We start from the raw sequence: 23418 nt of genomic DNA on the forward strand, positions 1-23418 counted from the left end.
GACGATTGCGCGGACACGGTGATGGAACAGCGGACGGTCGGCCGCAGCGGCCTACGGGTGTCCCGGATAGGCCTGGCGACCCATACCTGGGGTTCGCATACGGATGCCGATGAGGCGTCGGTGCAGTTGGCGGCGTTCGTGGAGGCGGGCGGCACGCTCGTCGATACCTCCCCCGCCTACGCCGGTGGTGGCGCGCAGCGAATTCTGGCCGAATTGCTCGGCGACCTCGTCTCCCGCGACGATCTGGTGCTCAGCGGCTGCGCGGGTATCGCGCCGCGCGTGCTGCCCGCCCCCGCGGGTCCGGCCGTGCCGGACGCGACCCACATCGCGATCGATACCTCGCGCCGCGCACTGCTCCGGCAGCTCGATCGGACGCTGCTCGAATTCGGCACCGACCATCTGGATATCTGGAATGTCGCGGTGTGGGATCCGCGGACCCCGCTCGATGAAGTCGCGGCCACCCTGGAACAGGTGGTGCGGTCCGGCAAGGTCCGCTACGCGGGCGTGCGTGGCTTCGGTGCCTGGCAGTTGGCCAGCCTCGCCGCCGTCGTGCCGGTCAGCGTCGCGCAGACGCCGTACTCGCTGCTGGCTCGCGACGCGGAAACCGATTTCGTGCCCGCCGCGCTGCACCACGGCGTCGGCGTGATCGCCTCGGCGCCGCTCGCGGGCGGCATCCTCACCGGTAAGTACCGCGACGGTGTTCCCGCCGATTCGCGCGGTGCGGACGAGGCCACCGCGGCCGATATCCGCAGCAGCCTCGACGAACGCGCGACCAGGGTGGTCGACGCCCTGGTCACCGCTGCCGACGGGTTGGGTACGTCGCCGTTGGCGGTCGCGCTGGCCTGGATTCGGGACCGGCCGGGCGTGGCGAGCATGATCGTCGGCGCCCGCGATATCGGGCAGCTCACCGGCGTGCTCGCTGCGGAGGCCCTCGAACTGCCGCGCGCCATCGCGGCCGCACTGGACGACGTCAGTGCCCGTACCGAGTGACAGAGGCGAGGGTGGTGTGATCGGCGCCCGGCGCGGTGCGATCGGGACCAGGGGCGGTGCCGTGCGGGCCGGAGGCGCTGCGATCAGCGCCCGGGACGATGTGAACGGCGCCGACCCGCTGCCCGCCGTCGTGGGGCACGTCTTAGGCTTACCTTCATGAGTGCCAGGTCCGGAAACCCGTCCGTGCAGCCGCAGTGGGTTGCCGGTGTCCGATCCGGCTGGGCGCGCGGTGTTCTCGCGGTGCTGGCGTTGACCCTGGTCGTGGCCTCGGCCGCGTGCGGCACCGACAACGCGGCACCCGCCGCCGGGCAGCGTGGTCCGGCCACCGCGACGCTGACCGATCTCGACCCGGTGCCGATCGGGCCCGAACCCACGCCGACGCTACCGGTTACGGTGCGCTCGTTCGACGGTTCCGACGTCACCGTCACCGATAGCAGCCGCATCGTCGCCGTCGACCGCTACGGCACCCTCGCGCAGATCGTGTACGCGCTCGGCATGGGAGCCAAGCTGACCGGCCGCAGCACCAGCGCCGCCTTCCCCGCCGTCCGTGACGTGCCCAACGTGGCGGGCGGCAACGGCTCGCTGAATGTGGAAGGGCTTCTGGAGCAACGACCTTCGGTCTTCCTCACCGACACCGTCAGTGTGACGCCCGCGGTACGTGAGCAGCTCCGCGCGGCCGGTGTCACCGTCGTCTTCTTCGATCCGCAGCGCACCATGGAGGGTGTCGGCCCGCAGATCGAGGCCGTCGCCGCCGCGCTCGGCGTGCCCGACAGTGGGAAGGCGCTCGCGGAACGCACCCGCGACGAGATCGCCGCCGCCACTGCTGCGGTGCCCAAGCAGGATCCGCAACTCACCATCGCGTTCCTCTACCTGCGCAGCACCGCCATTACCTTCCTCGCCGGGCCTGGCTCCGGTGCGGACGCGCTCATCGCCGCGCTCGGCGGCAAAGACGCGGGTGCCGGGCTGCCCGAGCCGTTCGTCTCGATCACCAGCGAGGCGATGATCGGCGCCGCGCCCGACGTGCTGCTGGTGATGTCGGATGGTTTGAAATCCGTTGGCGGAGTAGACGGATTGCAGAAGGTTCCCGGCATCGCGCAGACACCGGCCGGGCGTAACAAGCGCATCGTCGACATGTCCGACTCGGTGCTGCTCAGCTTCGGCCCCAACACCGGCCGGGTGATCACGGCGCTGAGCGAGGCCGTCTACGGCGCTCGGCCCGCATGACCGGATCGGCCACCAAGATCGAACCCGCGGACCCGCCCGCGCCGAAGTCACGCGGGCGTTCGCGCACCACGCTGGTGTTCGCGGTCGCGATCGCCGGACTGCTCGCGCTCGCGCTCGCCTCGGCAGCGATCGGTCAGGTGCCGACCACGCCCGCTGAGGTGGCAGGCAGCGTGCTGCACCGGATCGGGCTGGATTGGGGGCCGATGCCCGCGCATCCCGCCGGTGACGTGACGCTGTGGGAGGTGCGGTTTCCTCGGGTGCTGCTGGCCATGCTGGTCGGTGCGGCGCTCGCGACGGCTGGCGGGCTGTTGCAGGGGGTGTTCGCCAATCCGCTCGCCGAACCCGGGGTGATCGGGGTGTCGGCCGGTGCCGCGGTCGGGGCGGGCACCATGATCGTGATCGGTGGGGCGTTCGTCGCAGCCTGGTCGGTCGCCGGGGCGGCGTTCGTCTCGGGGTTGGCCACCACGCTGCTCGTGTATCTGCTGGCGCGGTCCAATGGGCGTACCGAGGTGGTCACGCTTGTGCTCACCGGTGTCGCGATCAACGCCTTCGCGGGTGGGCTGATCGCGTTCCTGCTGTTCGTCGCCTCGCCCGCCGCGCGCGATCAGATCGTGTTCTGGCAGTTGGGTTCTCTGAACGGCGCCAACTGGGATTCGGTCACCGTCGTCGCGATTCTCACTTCCGTCGGCGTCACTGCCGCCATCCTGATCGCCCCGCGCCTGGACCTGCTCGCCCTCGGCGAGGCCTCCGCTCGGCACCTCGGTGTCGATGTGGAACGCCTGCGCCGCAACGTCATCCTGGTCGTCGCCATTCTCGCCACCGCGGGCGTCGCGTTCACCGGCATCGTCCTGTTCGTCGGCCTCATCGTCCCGCACCTGGTCCGGATGCTCGTCGGCCCCGCCCACCGCGTCCTGATCCCGTTGAGCGCCATCCTCGGCGCCGTCGTCCTGCTCGCCGCCGACGTCGGCGCCCGCTCCCTGGTCCACAATGCCGACCTCCCCCTCGGCATGCTCACCTCGCTCGTCGGCGGACCGTTCTTCTTCTGGTTGCTCCGCCGCACCCGAGCCCGCGCCGGAGGCTGGGCATGATTACCCATTTGCGTTGGGGTTCACAGGGTTTCGGTGCGCCTAACCGGGGCTGCGGGATGGGTGGAGGCTCTGTGGGTGCTCGGGTTCGGCGGGTTGGGGGTGGCGGGTGAGCGGGGTTCGGCAGGGGTTGGGCGCTGTGTTCGCGCGGACGCATGAATTGCCCGCGGAGCCGGAGAAGGGGGCGGTTACGTTGCGGGCGCGGGGGGTGAGTGTCGATCGGCGGGGGGCGCATACGGCGCAGCGGCGGGTGCTCGAGGCGGTGGACTTCGATGTTGTCGCGGGCGAAGTGGTTGCGCTGGTGGGGCCCAATGGGGCGGGCAAGTCCACGTTGCTTGCCGCGCTGGCCGGGGAGCTCACGCCGAGCGAGGGGGCGGTCGAACTGGAGGGGCGGGCGCTGACGCACTGGTCGCCGCTGGACATGGCACGGCGCCGTGCCGTGCTGCCCCAAACCCACACCGTCGGTTTCCCGTTCACGGCCCGTGAGGTCGTGGCGATGGGCCGCGCCCCCTGGCTGCGTACCGAGCGCCGCGAACTCGACGACGAACGCATCGCCGCCGCCATGGCCGCCGCCGACGTGGAACACCTTGCCGCCCGGTCCTTTCCGACGCTCTCCGGCGGTGAACGCGCCCGCGTCGCCCTCGCCCGGGTCCTCGCCCAGGACACCGGCACCCTGCTCCTCGACGAGCCCACCGCCGCCCTCGACCTCGGCCACCAGGAAGCCGTCCTTCGCCTCGCCACCAGCCGCGCGGCAGCCGGCTCCGCCGTCGTCGTCGTCCTGCACGACCTCGGCATCGCCGCCGCCTACGCCGACCGCGTCGCCGTCCTCGAATCCGGCCGCATCGCCGCCGACGGTCCACCCCGCCAGGTCCTCACCACCGACCTCCTGACCCGCGTCTACCAACACCCCGTCGAAGTCCTGAACCATCCCCTGACCGGCGCCCAACTGGTCCTCCCCGTCCGCCGCTAACCACCCCGCCCCCATCGACCGGGACACCACCGAGCCCTCACTCGACAAATCCCTCAGCCACGTCCCCCTCGACAGACCACACCCGTGCAGCGGGGTCGCGAGCGGGACGCCACCGCGCTTCCACTCGGCATTCGCCGCAACATGTCCCGCTCGGTGGACCCGGGTGGGATTCAGCGCCAGATGAGCTTCAGGACGGCGGGAGTCAGGAGCATGCGGATGACGGTGGCGTCGAGGATCAGGGCAGCGATCATGCCGTAGGCGATGTACTTCATCAGGACCAGGTCGGAGAAGCCGAAGGCGCCGGTTACGACGATGAGAATTGCTGCGGCGGAGGTGATTACGCCTCCGGTGTGGGCGATGCCGTAGCGGATCGCCTCGGGGGGGTCGGCGCCGCCAGCGCGGGCCTCGGCTACTCGGGACAGCAGGAACACTTCGTAGTCGGTGGATAGACCGAACACGACGGTCACGATCAGCGCCAGCACCGCGAACATCAATGGGCCAGGCGTGAAATGGAATACCCCCGATCCATGACCTTCGACGAACACCCAGGTGAGCACACCCAGCGTCGACACCAAACTCAACGCACTCATCACCACTGCCTTGACCGCCAACACGATCGACCGGAACGCCGCGTACATCAGTGCCAGCGCCGCCGCCGCGAGAAGAGCCACCAGCAACGGCAGCCCACGCAACAACCCGTTGATGCTGTCGCGTTCCAGCGCGGGCACCCCGGCCACCATGACTTCTACCCCGGAGGGTTCCGGAATCGCCCGCAACGCCGAGATCACGCGATCGGCATCCTGCTTGTCCGCCAACCCAGCCTGCAACACATTGATGCCGTCCTTGGTCGGCACCGACGGCTCGAATCGTCCGGTGAGCCCGGGGATTTGGCTAGCCGCGTACCGAATATCGCTGAGCTGTTGCGGATCAGCGCCCAGCACAACAAGTTTCAACGGCTCGGTGCGGAAACTCGGGAACAGCTCGTCGAACCGTTCCTGCGCCACCCTGGCCGGGTTGTCGGCACCCAGATACTTCTCGCTGATCCCGCCGAATTCGATGTTGCGGAACGGAATGCTCAACGCCAGCAGCGCGAGCACGATCGGCACCGCCACCGCCCACGGGCGCCGCATCGCCCACTGCGCGAGGCGTGAGAAGAACCCGGCATCGATCTGCGCCTCGGTCTTGCTGCGGGAGAACCGTTTCCAGCCCAAGAAGTCGATCCGCCGCCCCGCGATGCTCAGCGCGGCGGGCAGCGCCGTCACCGAGAGCAGCGCGGCGAGCAGCACCGAACTGATGCCGCCGTAGGGCACCGACCGCAACACCCCGTTCGGGAAGATGAACAGCGCGCCGAGACTGACCGCGATGATCGCCGCCGAGAACAGCACGGTGCGCCCCGCGGTCGCGACGGTACGCGCGGTCGCCTCCTCCACGCTGCGCCCCGCGGCAAGTTCCTCACGGAACCGCGTGACGGTGAACAGTCCATAGTCGATGGCCAACCCGAGACTGACCAAAGTCATGACGGTGCTGGCGAATACGTTCACATCGATGACTCCGGTGAGCACCCGCATGATCCCCGCGGTCCCCATGATCGTCATCCCGCCGATCACCACCGGAAGCAGTGCCCCGATCACCCCGCCGAACACGAAATACAGCAGAATCGCCACCAACGGCAGTGCGATCAACTCGGCCCGATGGATGTCGTTCTGCATACCGGTATTGAGACCGGCCAGCACCGGCTGCAACCCGGCCAGCTGGACCGTAGTGCCGCCCGGTCCACCACCGTCGCGCCCGGCACCCAACTCGTCCTTGATCGCCGAATAGTTCTCGACGGTGGCCGTACCCTCACCCCGCAGCCCGACGCTGGCGAACGCGTGCGCGCGCGAGGCATCGGTGGCGTTCGCCGCGAACGGACTGTCCCAGTAGCTGTCGATCTTCAGAATCCGGTCCGGATACCGCGCGAGCAGCCCGCTCAGCGCACCGGTCACCGCGGACCGCACGGCCGGATCATCGACCGTCGTCCCCGCCGACGCCGTGTAGAGCAGGATCAGATCGCTGTCGGTGTCGCGCCCGAAGGTCGCGTCGGCGATCTTGGACGCCGCCACCGACTCGCTGGACTCGTCGAACCAACCCTCCTGCGTCAGCCGGTCAACCAGTCCGCGACCGTAGAAGCCGGACGCCAGCACCGCCAGCGCGAACACGCCGAGCACGAGAAAGCGATGGCGATAGACGAACCTGCCCCACCGCAGCAGACCGGAGTGCAACTCGTCCGATGAAGTATGTGATCCACCCGACGAAACCCGCGGACTCCGCACAGCCGCCACGGTCAGCCGCAGGCCGGCGTGCGGTAATCGGCGGACCGCAGGATGCCGCACAGGTCGGTGCGCGAGATCTTCCACTTACCGTCGATCAGCACGAAATGGACCACGGTCGTGCGCACCGCGGTCCCGGTGCCGTCCTTGTCCAGGCGCATGGTCGCGGTGAGCGTGCCGTCGTGATTGTCGAAGACCGGGTCGGTGACCCCGTAGACGGCACGCGGATTGTCCTGCAGTGCCTTGTACATGTCGGGGATCGCGGTGCGGAAGGCGTCGCCGTCCTCGATGAGGTCGGTGCGTTCGGTGTCCGGCAGGTTCGGGTCCAGCGCACGCTTGATCTGCGCGTCCAGCTGAGCGGCGGTCGGCAGCGGCGGGTGCGCGGCGATGGAGGACGTGGTGATCGAGGCGGACAGTGACGCGTTGGCCGACGAACGTGCGGCGTCGACGGCTGCCTCGTCCGGTCCGGTGCTGCATGCCGCGGTCGCGGCCACCAGGAGGAGGCCGGTCGCGGTCAGCGCGGTGCGGGCGAGAAATGTGTATGGCATCACCATCTACATACCATCAATTACGGAGCTTATTCTTCCCAGCAACGCGCGCACGGTGGTCACTTCGCGGTCCGGGACCGCGTCTACCGGCACGGCGTCGGGAATCATGTCGCGCACCAGCGCGACGACGCTGCGTTCGTCGTCGAGGTCGATATCGGTGACCCGCGCCTCGGCGACGGCGACGACATCCTCCGGACCGGGCACGTCACTGTCGAGGTCGGCCCGGTAGATCTCCAGCGTCAAGGTGGACCGGACCGTGCGAAACGCGTACGGCCTGCCGTCGCCGGTGGTCCCGAACCCATGAGCGAACGGACCAACGGTTATGTCATCGATGGTAAATCCCGACGTATGGTCGGCTATCAACCGGATCTCCCTGATTTGGACACTGTTTCAACTCAACCGTAACCCGCATCACCGACATTCTCCGCCCGCCGCCACCCCGGTACGCCGCCGTGGTGCGCCATCATGGTCAGATGGTGGAGTTGCGGTTTATTCGTCGGTAGAAGGAGTTCGGAGGATGCGCCCTCGCGGCTGGGTTGGATTGGCGGCGTTCGCGGGGCCCTCCGTGGTCACCCTCCGGGCCCGTCGCACGCACCGCGAGGTTCGATCGTCCGCGATGCGGCGCTGGCTCCCGGCCGCCCTCGCGGGCACGATCCTGCTGACCGGCTGCTCGTCCAGCACCGACGGCGACGACCTGCCCACCCGCGATCCGGCCACCGCCGCGGCCGCACCCGCCGAAACCGCCCGTCCCGCAGGCGAAGTCATGGGACTGGCCAACCCTCTCGGCAGGCTGCTCGTCGAGGCCGGTACCGGGCAGATCGCCGCACTCGAGGCCAGCAGTGAAACAAGCACCATCCTCTTTCTCATCGATCAAGCGTCGTTCGCCCGCGCCGGCCAGGGCGGCGTGCCCGACCCCAGCTTTCGCACCCTGTCGCTGCCCGCGCACGGCGCGAGCCTGGCCCAGGGCAAACCGGGTGAACTGCTGATCCCGGCCCCCGAGCGGATTATCCGCGTCGACGTCGCCACCGGCACCGTCACCGAGCTCCCGGTCGACGGCGACGCCAGATCGGTGCAGCGCCGCGACGACGGCACCCTGCTCGTCGGCACGGCGGACGGCAAGGTCCGCACCCTCTCCCCCGAAGGCAAGGTCGTCCGGACCGTCTCCGGCCTCGCCTCCGCCGACGCGCTCGCCGTCACCGCCGACCAGGTGACCGTGCTGGACCGCCGCCAGACCTCGGTCACCGAGATCGAGCTCGGCGACGACCACCTCGGCCTGGCGCTGCGCGCGGGTGACGGCGCCACCAACATGATCTCCGACAAGTTCGGCCGGATCATCGTCACCGACACCGCGGGCGGCGAACTCTTGGTCTACAGCGCCGGACCTCTCGTCCTGCGTCAGCGGTTCCCGGTAAACTCTTCGCCTTACGCGCTCGCCTACGATCAGCGGTCCGACACCGTGTGGGTGACGTGCACGCAGAGCAACGAAGTCGTCGGATTCGATCTGTCGACGGGCATACCGGTAGAAGTGGGCCGCTTCCCCACGGTGCGGCAGCCGAACTCGGTGACCATCGATCAGCGCACCGGTGACATGTTCGTCGGATCCGCGGCCGATTCCGGTCTGCAGCGGATCCGCGCGGACGATCGGAAGAGAGGGCACTGATGGCTCCCGCAACGCGCGCAGACGACGAACCTTCAGCCCGCGAGCAGCGAGCGCGGCGACGCGCCCTACCCGCGGGCTGGGAAACCACCAGCGACGACTACGAATACGTGCCGCTGCGGCTGCCACCCGAAGTGAACCGGGTGACCGCGTCCATGCGGCTGGCCATCCAGGCCGAGTTCGGCGGCTGGGAACTGTCCCGTGTGCGGGCCTACACCGACGGTAGCCGCCGGGTGCTGCTGCGCCGCCGAAAAACCGCACTACCCCAGCCCGAACCTGGAATGTGAGCTGATGTACGCCCTGTTATTACGCCTGATGTTCCTGGTTCCGCCGGAACGCATCCACCACCTGGTCTTCGCCTCCATGCGCTTGGCCACCCGCTTCGCGCCCGTTCGCTGGCTCATGACCAAACTGCTCGTCGCCGACGATCCGATACTGCGCAACACCGCCTTCGGCATCGACTTCCCCGCGCCGCTCGGCCTGGCCGCCGGATTCGACAAGAACGCCGACGGGGTAGACGCCTGGGCGCCACTCGGTTTCGGCTTCGCCGAGATCGGCACCGTCACCGCCCAGGCCCAGCCGGGCAATCCCGCGCCGCGACTGTTCCGGCTGCCCGCCGACCATGCCCTGATCAATCGCATGGGATTCAACAACTTCGGCGCCGCGGCCGCCGCCGAGCACCTGCGCGGCCGCCGCGGTGAGGTGCCCATCGGCGCCAATATCGGCAAGACCAAAATCGTCGAACCGGCCGAGGCCGCAGCCGATTACGCGATCAGCGCCGCACTGCTCGGTCCGCTCGCCGACTTCGTCGTCGTCAACGTCAGCTCGCCCAACACTCCCGGCCTGCGTGACCTGCAGGCCGTGGAATCGCTGCGCCCGCTGCTGCAAGCGGTGCTCGACAGCGTCCGGGTGCCGGTGCTGGTGAAGATCGCCCCCGACCTCTCCGATGAGGACATCGACGCCGTCGCCGACCTCGCCGTGGAACTCGGCCTTGCCGGAATCGTCGCCACCAACACCACCATCCGCCGCGACGGCCTGCGTACCCCGGCCGACGAGGTCGCGGCCATGGGTGCGGGCGGCTTGTCCGGCGCCCCGGTCGCCGACCGCTCGCTCGACGTCCTGCGCCGCCTCTACCGCCGCGTCGGCGACCGCCTCGTCCTGATCTCCGTCGGCGGCATCGAAACCGCCGACCAAGCCTGGGAGCGCATCCGCGCGGGCGCCACCCTGCTGCAGGGCTACACCGGCTTCATCTACGGCGGCCTGTTCTGGACCCGCAGAATCCACCGCGGCCTGGCACAACACCTGCGCGCCAACGGCTATCAGAGCATTGCCGAGGCCATCGGCGCGGAGCACGCCGCCAAAGCCTGAGCCGCGTCGCGAATGCTCCACGAACGCGGTGCATCTCGCCTGCCACGGCTTATTCTGGTGGGGCACAACTAAACCGCACCCGAGGGGGGTGGCGCATGAACTCTCGGGATCGAGGCGTGCTCACCATCATCGGCGACTCCGTCGTGGATCACATCTACCGCACCGACCGCCTGCCCGCGGAAGGGGTTCCCGCGCGCGGCCGTTTCGAGGAGCACTTCGGCGGCAAAGGTCTCAACCGCGCCGTCGCAGCCGCTCGCCTCGGCCTCGACGTGCGGTTGATCAGCGCGGTGGGTGACGACGTCGCCGGTCGCCGGATCATCCGGTGTCTGCGCCGCGAGGGCGTGGACACCGAGTTGGTCAAGATCGTGCCCGGTGAGACGACGCCCGTCGTCGCCCTCATCGTCGCGAGCAGCGGTTTCACCGGCATCATCCAGGACGGCGAGGACGCGGTCCGGTTGAGCCGCGACGATCTGCGCAGCGCCGCCGCCAGGTCGGCGATCACCTCCTCGGACGCGGTCCTGCTCACCTTCGCGCCGCCGATCGCCGTCATCGAACAGGCGATGGCGGTGGTCCGCACCGCGCACGAGCGGCCACGCCTGCTGGTTCAGGCCACGCCGCAGACGGATTCACCGCAGTACCTCACCAAACACCTCAGCCGGATCGACTACCTGATCGGAACCCGCAGGGAGCTGTGCGAATTGGTGGCCGATCCGGGCCGCGACAGCGAAACGCCAACGGCTGATTTCGATTCCGAGGTAGCGCCACAGTTGCTTGCGCACGGCGTCGGCTGCGTCTGCGCCGTCGAGGGTTTCGAATGCAGCGTCCGCTCCGCCGAGCTGAATCTCGACGTCCCCCGTTCGCTCGCGGCGGTGCTTTCCGACTCGCCCGGCGCGTACGCGGCCTTCGCCGCCGCGCTCGCCTACCGGATGGTGAGTTCGGGCCGACCAGCGGATCGCGGCGATTTCGAGTGGGCCACCGCCGCCATGGCGGCAACCCAGTCCTTCGGCGACATCCCCGCCGCCATGCCGACGGCAGGCGAGGTCGATCGGATCGCCCGGCTACCCGCGGTCTCCGACACGCCGGATTGACCCGGCGTGTCGGCGACACTCGCTGTACGAGTAGGTATCTCGCTACCCGTGGACGTAGGGCGGCTCAATGACGTGCGACCGCAGCCGGTAGGCGTGGCCCGTGCGGCACGCTGAGGTCTGATCACCCGCGTGCCGCACCGGCTGCTGTAGTCGCGCCGCGATCCGCTTGGCCAGCAGAATCACCGCCTCCGCCCGCAGCACGCCCAATTCCTCGGCGCAGGCGTCCACCCGCGCCTCGGTGGCCTGGTCATGCACCCGCAGTGGGTCGCTGAGCAATTCGTCGAGTTCCATACCCGCCCTGGCCTGGGCGCGGGTCAGCGCGCGGTCGGCCAACCAGCTCAGCCGCCAGGTGTCGGCGTCCTCGGTGTCGCGGTAGGCGGATTCCGGGGTGAGGTCGCTGGTGATCGTCCATTCGGTGCTGTGAAGGGTCATTGCTGCCTCCGATACAACGGATCGAGCGTGGTCGGCTCGACGTTCATCACGAATGCCTGTCGTGCATCCGGTCGTGCAGCAACGCCAGTGCCTGCTGCACGCTGAGTCCCAGTTCGCCGGCGAGCGCGTCGGCCCGCGCCTGCGCCTGCGGATTCGCGGCCGAGTCCGGCCCGCTGAGGATCTCGTCCAATTCCATTCCGGCCCTGGCCTGTTCACGGGTGAGCCGGTTCGGCAACCAACTCAGCCGCCAGGCCGGTTCCGCGCCGGACCCCCGGCATGCCCACTCGAGCGTGCCGCTGCTGGTCATCGACCGGCTGTTCTCGTAGATCGTCACGGCATGTCTCCATCGTGGAGGAGCCGTCGCCGAATAACGCCGACCCGTGCGGAAGGCGCGACCGGGTGACACGGAATACGGGTCGGGCCGGGCAATGCTTCTTCTTGGCGCGGCGGAGCGGGCAACGTACTGAGGCTGGCTGGGGCGAGTGTGGCGGGCGCGCGGTTTCTGGCCTACACCGCGTGCAGGCCCGGCTCGCGCTCGGTGTCGGCGCCGACGCGGCGGTGCAGCCTGCGTCGCCGGATCTGCCGGATCTGCTGAATCATTCTCATCACCAGGCCCTCCCGAGTTCTCTGGTGGGGCGACGGGATCGCCATGACCAGTGTGGCATTTGCCGTTCTCAATGGTCAATTGCCGTTGTAGTTTGGTAATTGCCAGTTCATGTCCCGGCTAAACCGCCTATTGTGAGCAACCGGACATCACGATCAACTACAGCCACACGGAGGGTGGAGCGCACAGATGGTCCCGCAGGACTCGGCCACGGTCGCCGTTCGCAACATCCTCACCCGGCTGGGCAAGCGCTCCGGCTTGAGTTCGGATCGGTTGCGTACCACCGAGATCGATGTCGCGCCCCTGCTCGACCTGCTGGTGGTCCGGCAGCACGCGCACCGCGCCGGGATCGAGCGGGAGGACGCGGTGCTGCCGGTGGTCCGCGAGCTGGCCCGGCACCTGAATCCGTCGTCGATGCTGATCGTCGACGCCGTGCTGTCGCTGGGGCTGTTGCGGGAAACCACCCCGCCCGGCGTCGATCTCGACCGGCTCTACGCCCCCGACCTCGGCGAGCGCCGCGAGTATCTGGCCGAGCACTGGCAGCTGCTGCACGAATCCTTGTGCGCCAACCCCATTCCGCCCGCCCCGAGCGTGCGGTCGCTGCGCGGCACCCAGGAATGGCGCGCGTTCACCGAGCTCGCGGGCCTGCTCGCCAACGAATCGGTCTACGGCTCGGGACCCGCGCACACGCCGAGCCCGCCGGAAACCGTTGCCGCACCGCCGGTTCGGGGCATTGTCACGGTCTTCGGCGACGCGGTGATCGATCATATCTACCGCGTCGACCATGTCCCACCGGTCGGCACATCCACTCCGGGTAACTTCGAAGAGCACCCGGGCGGCAAGGGACTCAACCGTGCCGTGGCCGCCGCACGGCTCGGGCTGCAGGTCCGGCTGATCACCGCCGTCGGCGACGACGAGGCGGGTAGGCGCGTGCTGGACTATCTGCGCGCCGAGAACGTCGACACCGACCTGGTGAAGGTCGTGCCGTACGCACCGACCCCGGTGACCGCGGTGCTGATCACCAGCACCGGCGCGGCGAGCAATATCGGCTGCAAGGACGACCGCATCCGGCTGAGCACCCAGGACCTGCGCAGCCCGGTGATCCGCGCCGCGATCAGCTCGTCCGACGCGGTCCTGGTGACCTTCGAACAGCCGAGCGCGGTGATCGAGCAGGTCATGGCCGCGGTACGGCGGCTGGATTCGCGACCGCTGCTTATGGTGCATCCGGCGCCGAAAGTCGATCTGCCGCAATACCTTTACCAGTACCTGGGCGTCGTGGACTATCTCGCGGGCACCAGCGCGGACCTGGCCGCCATGGTTCCGGAGGTGCACGCGGGCTCCACCGCGGACAACGCCCAGCGGTTGCGCGCGCTCGGCGTCCGGTCGGTGTGCGCGATCGAGGACTTCCAGTGCACGGTCTGGTCGGATCAAGTCAACGTGGCGATTCCGCCCTTCCCCGCGGCACTCGAAGACTCCCCCGGCGCTCAGGCTGCCTTCGCCGCCGCGCTGGTATATCGTCTCGTTTCGACGCGCCGCCCCGCCGGAGAACAGGACTACGTCTGGGCGACTGCCGCGATGGTGGCGACGCAATCTTTCGGGGATGTCCCGGGTGCGATGCCACTTGCCACAGAGATCGATCGAATCGTCAGACTCGCTTCGGAGGAGCATTGACCACACCTGTGTCCAGCCTTGCCGACACCGACCACCGGTTTACCCGCAAGGGGCATGACTTGCAGGTTCGCGTGCTGGACCTGGCGGACGACCGCGAACACGGGCATCTGCTCGTGTTCGGCGATGTCGCCGATGGTTGCCTGGTCCGGGTGCACTCGCGCTGCCTCTACGGCGAGGCGCTGCGGTCCGACGACTGCGATTGCGGCGCCGAACTCGATGTCGCCCTCGACCTCATCCAGGCCGCGGGTTCGGGTGTGCTCGTCTATCTGGAGCAGGAGGGACGCGGTGTCGGGCTGATCGCCAAGGCGCGCGGCTATCGCGAGAGCGAGCGAGCGGGCACCGATACCTTCGCCAGCTATGAGGCACTCGGCTATCCGGCCGACGCCAGAACCTACGACGTAGCGGCCCAGGGGCTGTTGGCGCTCGGCTTGCAGAAGGTGGAACTGCTCACCAACAATCCGGCCAAGCGGGAAGCGCTGGAACGAGCGGGCATCGCGGTCACCGTGCGGCCGTTGCATACCCGGGTGCTCAGCGAGCGGGCGCGTGACTATCTGGAGGCCAAGCGCCGCCGCAGGCAGCACTGGATCCCCACCGACGCGCCGCCGTGGGCGGTCGAGTCGGTACCGGTGATCGCGCCGGAGCCGCAGTTGCGGCCTGCCGAGGAGGCAGCGCTGACGGTCGTCGGCCCGCCGATCGTCGACGAGGTCGCATAAGCATTACTTCCCGAGTAAGCCGCCCCACTACCCCGCCGCCTGGCTACCATAAGTGAGCCGCGCCACACCTGGCGCGCCGACCCGTGAGAAACTGACAGAAGCGTCGCTGCATTGTGTCAGGATCGGGTCTCGAACCGCCCGCGTGCGGACGCCGCGAGGCGCGGTTCACGGCATGATTATCGGGAACAGGGATATGACGACAACAGACATCGGCTTCGCGCACGAATCGGGCAAAACGGTCTACACCGTCCCGGAGGCATTCCAGGAAACCCTCACGTTGCGGCCCGAGCAGGTCGCGTTGCGGACGGTCGGCGGAACACAGCAGATCACCTGGCGGGAATACGGCGAACGGGTGCGCGCCATCGCGGCGGGCCTGGCCGAGCTCGGCGTCGGGCACGGCGACACCGTCGGGATCATGCTCACGAACCGGCCCGAGTTCAATTTGATCGATACCGCCGCGCTGCACCTGGGCGCGACCCCGTTCTCGATCTACAACACCAGCTCGTCCGAGCAGATCACCCACCTGTTCACCAACGCGGCGAACAAAGTCGTTGTGACTGAACAGGTCTTCCTGGACAAGGTCACCGGCGCCGGCGTAGACCTCGCGCACATCATCCTGGTCGACGGCCCGGCCACCGGCACGATCACCCTCGCCGAGGTCGAGGCGAACCCCGCCGCCGACTTCGATTTCGACGCCGCCTGGCGGGCGGTGCAAGCCGACGACCTGGCCACCCTGATCTACACCTCGGGCACCACCGGCCCGCCCAAGGGCGTAGAGATCACCCACCGCAATGTGCTCGCTCAGATCATCGCGCTGGTCAACGGCCCGCTGCGGGTCGGGCTGGACGACCGTTCGGTTTCCTACCTGCCCGCCGCGCACGTCGCCGACCGCATCTCCGGGCACGCCATCAACCTGCTGACCGGCATCCAGATGACCACCGTGCCGGACCCGCGCGAGGTCGCCGCCGCGCTGCCCGACGCCCGCCCGACCATCTTCTTCGGCGTGCCACGGGTGTGGCAGAAGATCAAGGCGGGCATCGAGGGCAAGCTCGCCGCCGAATCCAGCGGGGTGAAGAAGAAGCTCGCCAACTGGGCCATCGAGACGGGCATCGCCGCGGCGAGAGCCGATCTCACGGGTCGAGGCGGCGGCCCGGTGCTGGCCGTGCAACACAAGCTGGCCGAGGCGCTGGTGCTGTCGAAGCTGCGCCACGCCATGGGCCTGGACGAGCTGAAGGTGGCGGCCTCCGGTGCCGCGCCGATCCCGCCGGAGACCCTCGAGTACTTCATCGGCCTCGGCTTCACCGTCACCGAGGTGTGGGGCATGTCGGAAACCACCGGTGTCGGCACCTACACCGAGCTGGAGAAGCCGCGCCCCGGCTCGGTCGGGCGCCCCGTCGACGGCATGGAACTGCGCCTGGACACCGACGGCGAGGTCCTGGTGCGCGGGCCCATCGTCACCCGCGGCTACCGCAATATGCCGGAGAAGACGGCCGAGGCGATCGACGCCGGCGGCTGGCTGCACACCGGCGATGTCGGCACCCTCGACCCGGACGGCTACCTGCGCATCGTCGACCGCAAGAAGGAACTGATCATCAACGAGGCGGGTAAGAACATCGCGCCGAGCAATATCGAGAACGCGGTGAAGGCCGTTTCCTCGCTGGTCGGTCAGGTCGTCGCGATCGGCGACGCCAAGCCGTACATCGCCGCGCTGATCATGCTCGACCCCGACGTTGCCGCCTTGCGCGCCAAGGAGTTCGGCGCCACCGACGCCGACCTGGCGACGCTGGCGACCCGCCAGGAGATCATCGACGAGGTGCTGGCCGCGGTGCAAACGGGCAACATCAAGCTGTCGCGGGTGGAGCAGATCAAGCGCTTCACCATCATCGGCTCGGTCTGGGAGCCCGGCGGCGACGAGCTCACCCCGAAGATGTCGCTGAAGCGCACCCCGATCGCGACCAAGTACGCGGCCGAGATCGACGGACTCTACGCCAAGGACCCCGCCGACAAGGTGATCAACGTCAAGTGACGCCCACCCCCAGCAGTATCTGAAACGAACTGTGGCCCTGAGCATTCCGCTCAGGGCCACCGTCATTCACAGCTACTTCTGTTCGTAGGTACCCACGATCGTGGCGCGGGCGATGGCGTGCGAGAACAGATTGAACCCGAGGTACGCCGGGCTCGCGCTGGCATCGATCCCGAGACTCTCCACGTCCACGGCGTGCACCGTGATGAAATACCGATGGTAGCCGTGTCCGGGCGGCGGTCCCGCACCGACGAATCCGGCGAACCCGCCGTCGTTGCGCAAGGTGATCGCACCGGTCGGCAGCGCGCCGCCCTCCTCGCCGCTGCCCGCGCCACTGGGCAGCGAGGTCACGCCGACCGGAATGTCGGCCACCGCCCAGTGCCAGAATCCCGACGCCGTCGGCGCGTCCGGGTCGAACACGGTCACCGCGAAACTCTTTGTCTCCGCGGGGAATCCGGACCAGGAAAGCTGCGGCGAGATGTCCTTGCCGCCCGCGCCGAACACGCCGCTGACCTGGTCGTTGCCGAACGGCTGTCCGTCGGTCACGTCGTCGGAGGTCAGCGTGAACGACGGCAGCTGCGGGAGTGCGTTGTAGGGATTGTACGAATAATCGGGCACAGTGGTCCTTTCGATCGTCAGCTGTTCAGCAGGAAGTGTTCCAGTACCCGGGTGCCGAATTCGAGTGCTTGCACCGGAACCCGTTCGTCGACCCCGTGGAACAGCGCGGTGAAGTCCAGCTCCGGCGGCAGTTGTAGCGGCGCGAAGCCGAAGCAGCGAATGCCCAAGCGGGCGAACGCTTTCGCGTCAGTACCGCCCGAGAGCATGTACGGCACGGTGCGGCCCTGCGGATCATGGGCGAGGATCGCGTCGTTCATCGCGTCGACCAGGTGGCCGTCGAATGTTGTTTCGTAGGAGTCGAGTTTGGTGATCCACTCACGTTCGACGTCCGGGCCGATCAGCTCGTCCACTTCCCGCTCGAACGCCGCCTGGCGTCCCGGCACCACCCGGCAGTCGACCACGGCCTCCGCGGTCTGCGGGATCACGTTCGCCTTGTACCCGGCGTGCAGCATGGTCGGGTTCGCCGTATCCCGCAGTGTCGCACCGATAATGCGGGAAATGGTGCCCAGCTTCGCCAGCTGGCCCTCGATGTCGGGGCTGGCCGGATCGAACTCCAGCCCGGTCTCCTCGGCGACGGCGGCCAGGAACTCGGTGACCGAATCCGACATCACCACGGGGAAGGTGTGTTTGCCGAGCCGCGCCACCGCGTCGGCCAGAATGGTGACCGCGTTGTCCTCGTGCAGGAACGAGCCGTGGCCCGCGCGGGCCTTGGCGCGCAACCGCATCCAGCCGAGCCCCTTCTCGGCCGTCTCCACCAGATAAAGCCTGCGTTCGGTGCCGTCGGGACGCGGGACCGTCAGCGAGAAGCCGCCGACCTCGCCCACCGCCTCGGTGATGCCCTCGAACAGGTCGGGCCGGTTGTCCGCCAGCCACTGCGACCCCCACTTGCCGCCGTTCTCCTCGTCGGCCAGGAAGGCGAACACGATATCGCGCGGCGGCACCGTCCCCTCGATCTTGAACTGGCGGGCAATCGCCAGCATCATCCCGACCATGTCCTTCATGTCGATGGCGCCGCGGCCCCACACGTAGCCGTCGCGCACCGCGCCGGAGAACGGATGCACACTCCAGTCGGCCGCCTCGGCGGGCACCACGTCCAGATGTCCGTGCATCATCAGCGCGCCCCGGCTGGAATCGGCGCCCTTCAGCCGCGCGAAGACGTTCCCGCGCCCCGGCGCGCCCGACTCCACGTACTCGGTCGTATATCCCGCCTGGTGCAGCTGGTCGGCCACCCACTGCGCGCACTCACGCTCCCCCTTGGTGGTGGCCAGGTCGCCGGTGTTGGAGGTATCGAACCGGATCAGCGCACTGACCAGGTCCACCACCTCGTCGACCGCGCGAGAGCTGCTGTTAGGGATCGATCCTTCGACAGTTGTGGACACGTACCCTTTCCTACCACCTGTCGCGACTACGGCCACCGGCGTCCCTCCCGCCGAGCCACCCGACGGCACCGGCGCGGCACAGCGTACGGTGCCGATCACCGTGGCCGCAGGGGTCAGCATCACGGTGATCGCAAACGCGTCATCTCGCCCGCTTCGATGGCGGCGCTCGCCCGGCGGCAATCTACGTGCCGCCGATCATCTTCCGCCGCCCGCTGTCTCGACCGTCAGCGGTTGAGGTGCTTGTGGACCGCGTCGTTCACGCGGCCGAGCATGTCTTCCAGGACCGGCCGGAAGGTCGCGAAGTTCAACCGGGCGAATCCGGCGCTGTCGGGTCCGAAGTCCGGTCCGGACAAGAGCAGGACTTTGGCCTGCTCGTGGAAGAACGCGGCGGGGTCCTGGTCGAGATCGAGCGCGCGGCAGTCGAGCCACGCCAGGTAGCCCGCATCGGGGCGGTGGTAACGGATCTCGGGCGGCAACGAGTCGGCGACGAGGTCACGGTTGCCGGTCAGGGTGCGCTGCGTTTCGGCCAGCCATCCGTCACCCTCCCGCCAGGCGGCGCAGGTCGCCAATACGCTGAGGGCGCTCACCTGCCCGTACAGCTGCGGTGGTTGTGCGTCCAGTGCCGCGCGGACGCGGTTGTCACCGACGTGGGCGACGCAGCACCGCAGACCCGCAAGATTGAATGCCTTGCTCGCGGAGTTGAGCGTCACGGTGCGCGCCGCGACGTCCGGGCCGAGCGAACCGAACGGAATGTGCTGATTCTGCTCGTGCGTCAGCTCGGAGTGGATTTCGTCGGAAATCACGAGAAGATCGTGCCGACAAGCGATCTCCGCGATCGCCGACAGTTCGTCGCGATCGAACACGTGCCCCGTCGGGTTGTTCGGGTTCACCAGGATCAACGCACGGCATTCGCGCAGGCGAACATCCTCGGCCATTCGGTCGGCATCGAAGGTCCAGCCCTTGTCCCCTTCGATCATCGGGATCGGCACCAGCCGCCGCCCCATCACCCGCAGCGTCTCCAGGAACGGCGGGTACGCGGGCGTGTGCACGGCCACCGCGTCGCCAGGACGGGTCATCAGTTGCAGCACGACCTGCACCACCTGGATGAGCTCGGTGAAGACGTACACCTGATCCGGGTCGAGAATGAAGTCGTACCGATCGCGCATCCGATCGACGAACGCGTGCCGCATCGGATTTCGATCGGGCCGATCGTCCCACTCCGGATACCCGAGGTCGCCCTCGGCCGCGCGCCGCAGCACCTCGCGCACCGGATCCGCCACCGGAAAATCCATGTCCGCGATCCAGCCGGGAAGCACATCCGCGCCCGCTCGCGCCCACTTGATTCCCGCCCGCCGCCGCAGCGCACCGATATCGACAAGATCGTCCATAGGAAAAACCCTAGAAGGGATGCCACCGGACACGATTGACAATTTTCCCGCATTCACGCAAATTTATTGCGTGACCGCTGTTCCGTTGGACCACATCGACTACCTGCTGCTCGAGCTCGTGCAGGTCGACGCGACTCAGCCCCTGCACGAGCTCGGCGAACGAGTGGGGCTGTCGCCGAGTGCGGTTCAGCGCAGGCTCACCCGGCTGCGCGCGAACGGGGTGATCACCGCGGAGGTCGCCGTGGTCGACCCGCGCGCCGTGGGGATGGGGCTCACTACCGTGGTGCTGGTCGAGCTGGCCGAGGACGATGCCGACGAATACCTCGCGTTCTGCGACCTCGTGCTAGCCGAACCGGCCGTGCAACAGTGCTATTCCGTTGTGGGCCAATGGGATTACGTGGTGGTGATGGTCACCGCGGATCTCGCCGCGTACCGCCTGATCTCCAATGACCTGTTCGTCCGGAACAAGTCCGTGCTCAGATACGAGACGTTGCCGACCTACGAACGAATCAAAGCCCAACTCGCCGTGCCGTTGTCACCATCGAGCTGACCTGCGCTCCAGTGACCGAACCGTAATGATCTTCACAGGATCTGCACGGCTAACCGTGACCGACCGCACGGGTCGAGGCGGTTGACTGGACTAGTGCCGATCGGCACGGTTCCACCCGAGGAGGTCCGGCCATGTGCTCAGCACCTGCCACCGACGGCCCCGATCCCGAACTGGTCCGCCTCACCGGCGCGACGTGGGAGTCGGTGAGCAGACGCGGTTCCCGTTCCCTCAACGCCGACGCAGCGGCCGCCGTGACCGATTCGGTCACCGGGCACACCGCATTCGTCGTCGCCGACGGCGTCGGCGACCACTTGTCCGCGGTCCGGGCGGCACGCACCGCGGCCGCGGTTGCCGCGGTGGTCGGCGCCCGCGGTGGGGCATCCGCCGGAATCCTTGCGGCCCAACGCGAATTGCTACGCCAGTTCGCGCAATCGGAGGCCGACAGCGTCCTCGTCGTAGCCGTGCTGCCCACCGCCGGCCGCCCCGATGCACCGTGCGACATAGCCTGGGTCGGCGATTGCCGCGCCTACCGATGGAACGGACGCGTATTGCACCAGATCACCACCGACCACACCGTCGCCGAGTTCTGGCTGGCCCGGGGTCACTGTCCGCCACCGCGCCTGAACCACCTCGTCACCACGTCGGTGCGCACCGTACGCGCCGCCGACATCGGCCGCGCCACTACAGGATCCAGCACCGGCCGACTGCTCTTGAGTACCGACGGTGTCCACAAACGCCTCGACATAGCCACGATCAAGACCATGCTCGCCGCCGAAGAATCCCCCGCCACCGTTGCGGAGACACTGGTGGACAACGCTCTTCGCACCGGCGGAACCGACAACGCCACCGCCCTCGTCGCCGACCGTCGCTTGCCTTGAACGCGGATCGAATCTGCATTTGCTACAAATTCGCTCGGCTTATTCAATGTTGATCACACTTCGGTAACTTAGCCATCGTCGGGCAGTCGGCCAGGGCTAATCTTCGACGGTTGCTGTCTAACATTCCCATGCCGGGGTCGCCTCGGCCGCTCAACCATGCACTCGGAAATCAGTTGTACCGACTTTGACCGGGAAAGCGGAGCGAGATGGCTCAAGAATTGCTCGTCGCATTGGGCGCCGCACTGATCGCGGTGGGGGTATTCATTGTCGGTGACCGATTGCGCCCGAAATCGTGGCAGCAGACCGGTGACGAGGCGTCCGGTCATCTCGCCCTCGACCTGGGCAAGACGTTCTTCACCGCGGTACTGGCGTTTGTCTTCGTGACCTGCTGGCAGCAGACCCAGAACGCACACAACCACACCATCGCCGAGGCGAAGGGATTGGTCGACGTCCATTGGGCGGCACACGCCATGCCCGGGCCGGAGCAGCAGCGGATCCACGCCCAGGTACGGTCCTACACCGAGCACGTCCTCACCGAGGAGTGGGCGCTCATGGAGCATCAGAGTCGCCTGAGCCAGTCCGCCGGCGACGCGCTCCATTCCCTGCGCGACACCGTGGCGTCGGTGCACTCGTCGGAATCGACCGTCATGGAGGCACGGTCCCGAGCGCTGGCAGGTCTCGAGCGGGCCACCCAGGCCCGCCATGATCGCGCCGTCGATGTCGAGCGCGCCATCCCCGAATTCCTGTACATGGCCTTGCTTTTCGGGGCTGTGCTGGTGTTGCTGCACCCGGTGCTGACCGGCATGCAGGTCACTCGGCGCAGCGTCGCGATGACCGCTCTGCTCGGCATCGTGATCGGCGCGGCACTACTGGCGGTGCACGACCTGGAGCGGCCGTTCTCCGGTGTGCTCGGCGTTCCGAAAGACGCCTTTGTCTATGCCGAGTCGCAATATCAGCTGACCACCGGCGGACCGGTTACCAACGTCGAATGAGACTTCCACACATGACATCCGGCGACATCGCGCCGCGAATAGCAAGGGGTGCGCGGAGCTTCGTCGTGGTGAGCGCATTCGTGCCCGCCGCGATGCTGTGCGCGGGGCGGTCCGACGCCGACGCGACGATGCCGCCGTGGTACGGCGATCTCGCGACCGGAAGCGCTGTACCGCAAGATATTTCGACCGGAAGTGCGATCGACGGCACACCGCTGGCGCTGGAGCCGCCGATACCCCTGGCGGCCGCGAGCGGAATTCGCCACCTCGGTGATGTGACCGGACCCGAAGCGGGGGGTGAGATCCCAGCGCCCGCGACAAGTCCGGCCGTCCTCGGGCTCGACAGCGGCAGCCTGCTCACGGCCTGCGCCGGTAGCGCCGTGACCGGAGGTGCGTTGCTCCTGCTCGGGTCGGCCACGAGTTCCGGCGTGATCGGGCCGGGGATGCTCGCCCCGCCGTGGTTGGCGATGGTCGGCTCGGCGGGTTCGGTGATGGTTCCGCCGGGCATAGGCTCCGGCTTCGGCTCGAACGGGTCCTCGCTCGGCAGCGCCGCCGTCGGCAGCGCGGTCACCGGCAGTGCGATACTCACGTGTCTGCTGGCACTTGCCACCGTCGCCCCACCCCCACCCACGCCCGCCTTTCCCCTCTTGATCCCGTCACCGGTGCCGAGTCCCCCGCTGTGGCCGGTGGCCGCGCCCGTCGTCGCGCCCGAATCATCAAGCACACCAGCACCATTCGAGCGCACTGCGGCTTTCCCGCTCACCCAGGAAGCCGCCCCCACCGCGGAACCCTTCGCGTGGAACATCCTCGAAATCGTCGTCCTGCTCATCGTGCTCGTGATCATCGCCTACCACGGTGCGTCAGAACCCAACCGGAAGAAAGTCAGATCGTCTCCATGATCGGGCACCGCGAATTAGGGTGGGCAGCACCGGGA

23 protein-coding genes are annotated in these 23418 nt (G+C 68.1%); 15 read left to right on the forward strand and 8 right to left on the reverse strand.

The annotated features are described in order from the left end of the window. The first annotated feature begins 21 nt into the window (after nt 1-21). From KV110_RS21755 to KV110_RS21770, 4 genes are all read left to right on the forward strand, one after another. Nucleotides 22-990, forward strand: coding sequence for an aldo/keto reductase (locus tag KV110_RS21755; protein WP_218469117.1), 969 nt, complete (start codon nt 22-24; stop codon nt 988-990). 156 nt (nt 991-1146) lie between these two features. Beyond that, complete coding sequence (locus tag KV110_RS21760) at nt 1147-2214, forward strand: heme/hemin ABC transporter substrate-binding protein (protein ID WP_218469118.1); 1068 nt, start codon at nt 1147-1149, stop codon at nt 2212-2214. Beyond that, nucleotides 2211-3302 carry a FecCD family ABC transporter permease gene (locus tag KV110_RS21765; protein ID WP_246633901.1) on the forward strand — a complete coding sequence of 364 codons (1092 nt, stop codon included), beginning with the start codon at nt 2211-2213 and terminating at the stop codon, nt 3300-3302. Before KV110_RS21760 ends, KV110_RS21765 begins: the two co-directional genes overlap by 4 nt. A 106-nt stretch (nt 3303-3408) precedes the next feature. After that, nucleotides 3409-4269 carry a heme ABC transporter ATP-binding protein gene (locus tag KV110_RS21770; RefSeq protein ID WP_218469119.1) on the forward strand — a complete coding sequence of 287 codons (861 nt, stop codon included), beginning with the start codon at nt 3409-3411 and terminating at the stop codon, nt 4267-4269. 170 nt (nt 4270-4439) lie between these two features. Here KV110_RS21770 and KV110_RS21775 read toward each other — a convergent pair whose 3' ends face one another. From KV110_RS21775 to KV110_RS21785, 3 genes are all read right to left on the reverse strand, one after another. Then, the gene (locus tag KV110_RS21775; protein ID WP_246633903.1) at nt 4440-6530 is read right to left on the reverse strand and encodes an MMPL family transporter; all 2091 of its coding nucleotides are present in this window, start codon (nt 6528-6530) and stop codon (nt 4440-4442) included. A gap of 62 nt (nt 6531-6592) precedes the next feature. After that, nucleotides 6593-7132, reverse strand: coding sequence for a WKL family lipoprotein (locus KV110_RS21780; protein WP_218469121.1), 540 nt, complete (start codon nt 7130-7132; stop codon nt 6593-6595). Beyond that, complete coding sequence (locus tag KV110_RS21785; RefSeq protein WP_218469122.1) at nt 7133-7489, reverse strand: hypothetical protein; 357 nt, start codon at nt 7487-7489, stop codon at nt 7133-7135. 154 nt (nt 7490-7643) lie between these two features. Between KV110_RS21785 and KV110_RS21790 the strand changes: the two genes are divergently transcribed. The 4 genes from KV110_RS21790 to KV110_RS21805 all read left to right on the forward strand — a co-directional run bounded on the left by KV110_RS21790 (nt 7644) and on the right by KV110_RS21805 (nt 11239). Next, entirely contained in the window at nt 7644-8786 is a 1143-nt protein-coding gene (locus tag KV110_RS21790; protein WP_246633904.1) for a YncE family protein, read from the forward strand. Further along, nucleotides 8786-9070, forward strand: coding sequence for a DUF5703 family protein (locus KV110_RS21795; RefSeq protein ID WP_218469123.1), 285 nt, complete (start codon nt 8786-8788; stop codon nt 9068-9070). Before KV110_RS21790 ends, KV110_RS21795 begins: the two co-directional genes overlap by 1 nt. A gap of 4 nt (nt 9071-9074) precedes the next feature. Then, the gene (locus tag KV110_RS21800; RefSeq protein ID WP_218469124.1) at nt 9075-10151 is read left to right on the forward strand and encodes a quinone-dependent dihydroorotate dehydrogenase; all 1077 of its coding nucleotides are present in this window, start codon (nt 9075-9077) and stop codon (nt 10149-10151) included. 95 nt (nt 10152-10246) lie between these two features. Further along, nucleotides 10247-11239 carry a PfkB family carbohydrate kinase gene (locus KV110_RS21805; RefSeq protein WP_218469125.1) on the forward strand — a complete coding sequence of 331 codons (993 nt, stop codon included), beginning with the start codon at nt 10247-10249 and terminating at the stop codon, nt 11237-11239. 42 nt (nt 11240-11281) lie between these two features. On the opposite strand, the gene KV110_RS21810 is transcribed toward KV110_RS21805, so the two are convergent. Both KV110_RS21810 and KV110_RS21815 read right to left on the reverse strand, forming a co-directional pair. Then, a complete protein-coding gene (locus tag KV110_RS21810; protein ID WP_218469126.1) occupies nt 11282-11671 on the reverse strand; it encodes a hypothetical protein in 390 nt (129 codons plus the stop codon). Between the two features lie 46 nt (nt 11672-11717). After that, nucleotides 11718-12005: a hypothetical protein gene (locus KV110_RS21815; protein ID WP_218469127.1), complete on the reverse strand. Its 288-nt coding sequence runs from the start codon at nt 12003-12005 to the stop codon at nt 11718-11720. Nucleotides 12006-12464: 459 nt separating this feature from the next. On the opposite strand from KV110_RS21815, the gene KV110_RS21820 reads away from it, so the two are divergent. The 3 genes from KV110_RS21820 to KV110_RS21830 all read left to right on the forward strand — a co-directional run bounded on the left by KV110_RS21820 (nt 12465) and on the right by KV110_RS21830 (nt 16685). Continuing rightward, complete coding sequence (locus KV110_RS21820) at nt 12465-13946, forward strand: PfkB family carbohydrate kinase (protein ID WP_218469128.1); 1482 nt, start codon at nt 12465-12467, stop codon at nt 13944-13946. Beyond that, nucleotides 13943-14659: a GTP cyclohydrolase II gene (locus KV110_RS21825; RefSeq protein ID WP_218469129.1), complete on the forward strand. Its 717-nt coding sequence runs from the start codon at nt 13943-13945 to the stop codon at nt 14657-14659. Before KV110_RS21820 ends, KV110_RS21825 begins: the two co-directional genes overlap by 4 nt. A gap of 193 nt (nt 14660-14852) precedes the next feature. Further along, nucleotides 14853-16685 carry an AMP-dependent synthetase/ligase gene (locus KV110_RS21830; RefSeq protein WP_218469130.1) on the forward strand — a complete coding sequence of 611 codons (1833 nt, stop codon included), beginning with the start codon at nt 14853-14855 and terminating at the stop codon, nt 16683-16685. Nucleotides 16686-16757: 72 nt separating this feature from the next. Here KV110_RS21830 and KV110_RS21835 read toward each other — a convergent pair whose 3' ends face one another. The 3 genes from KV110_RS21835 to KV110_RS21845 all read right to left on the reverse strand — a co-directional run bounded on the left by KV110_RS21835 (nt 16758) and on the right by KV110_RS21845 (nt 20067). Further along, entirely contained in the window at nt 16758-17300 is a 543-nt protein-coding gene (locus tag KV110_RS21835) for a YbhB/YbcL family Raf kinase inhibitor-like protein (RefSeq protein WP_218469131.1), read from the reverse strand. A 17-nt stretch (nt 17301-17317) separates the two neighbouring features. Next, nucleotides 17318-18679: a M20/M25/M40 family metallo-hydrolase gene (locus KV110_RS21840; RefSeq protein ID WP_218469132.1), complete on the reverse strand. Its 1362-nt coding sequence runs from the start codon at nt 18677-18679 to the stop codon at nt 17318-17320. 224 nt (nt 18680-18903) lie between these two features. Continuing rightward, nucleotides 18904-20067, reverse strand: a complete 1164-nt coding sequence (locus KV110_RS21845) for a MalY/PatB family protein (protein ID WP_218469133.1) — start codon at nt 20065-20067, stop codon at nt 18904-18906. A 70-nt stretch (nt 20068-20137) separates the two neighbouring features. Between KV110_RS21845 and KV110_RS21850 the strand changes: the two genes are divergently transcribed. The 4 genes from KV110_RS21850 (at nt 20138) to KV110_RS21865 (ending at nt 23383) form a co-directional block, all read left to right on the forward strand. Beyond that, nucleotides 20138-20617, forward strand: a complete 480-nt coding sequence (locus tag KV110_RS21850) for an Lrp/AsnC family transcriptional regulator (RefSeq protein ID WP_246633905.1) — start codon at nt 20138-20140, stop codon at nt 20615-20617. A gap of 131 nt (nt 20618-20748) precedes the next feature. Further along, a complete protein-coding gene (locus KV110_RS21855) occupies nt 20749-21495 on the forward strand; it encodes a PP2C family protein-serine/threonine phosphatase (RefSeq protein WP_218469135.1) in 747 nt (248 codons plus the stop codon). Nucleotides 21496-21701: 206 nt separating this feature from the next. Continuing rightward, a complete protein-coding gene (locus KV110_RS21860; protein WP_218469136.1) occupies nt 21702-22487 on the forward strand; it encodes a bestrophin-like domain in 786 nt (261 codons plus the stop codon). A gap of 11 nt (nt 22488-22498) precedes the next feature. Then, complete coding sequence (locus KV110_RS21865) at nt 22499-23383, forward strand: hypothetical protein (protein WP_218469137.1); 885 nt, start codon at nt 22499-22501, stop codon at nt 23381-23383. Nucleotides 23384-23418: the final 35 nt, after the last annotated feature.

This window comes from Nocardia iowensis (assembly GCF_019222765.1).
In the GTDB taxonomy this organism is placed as follows: domain Bacteria; phylum Actinomycetota; class Actinomycetes; order Mycobacteriales; family Mycobacteriaceae; genus Nocardia; species Nocardia iowensis.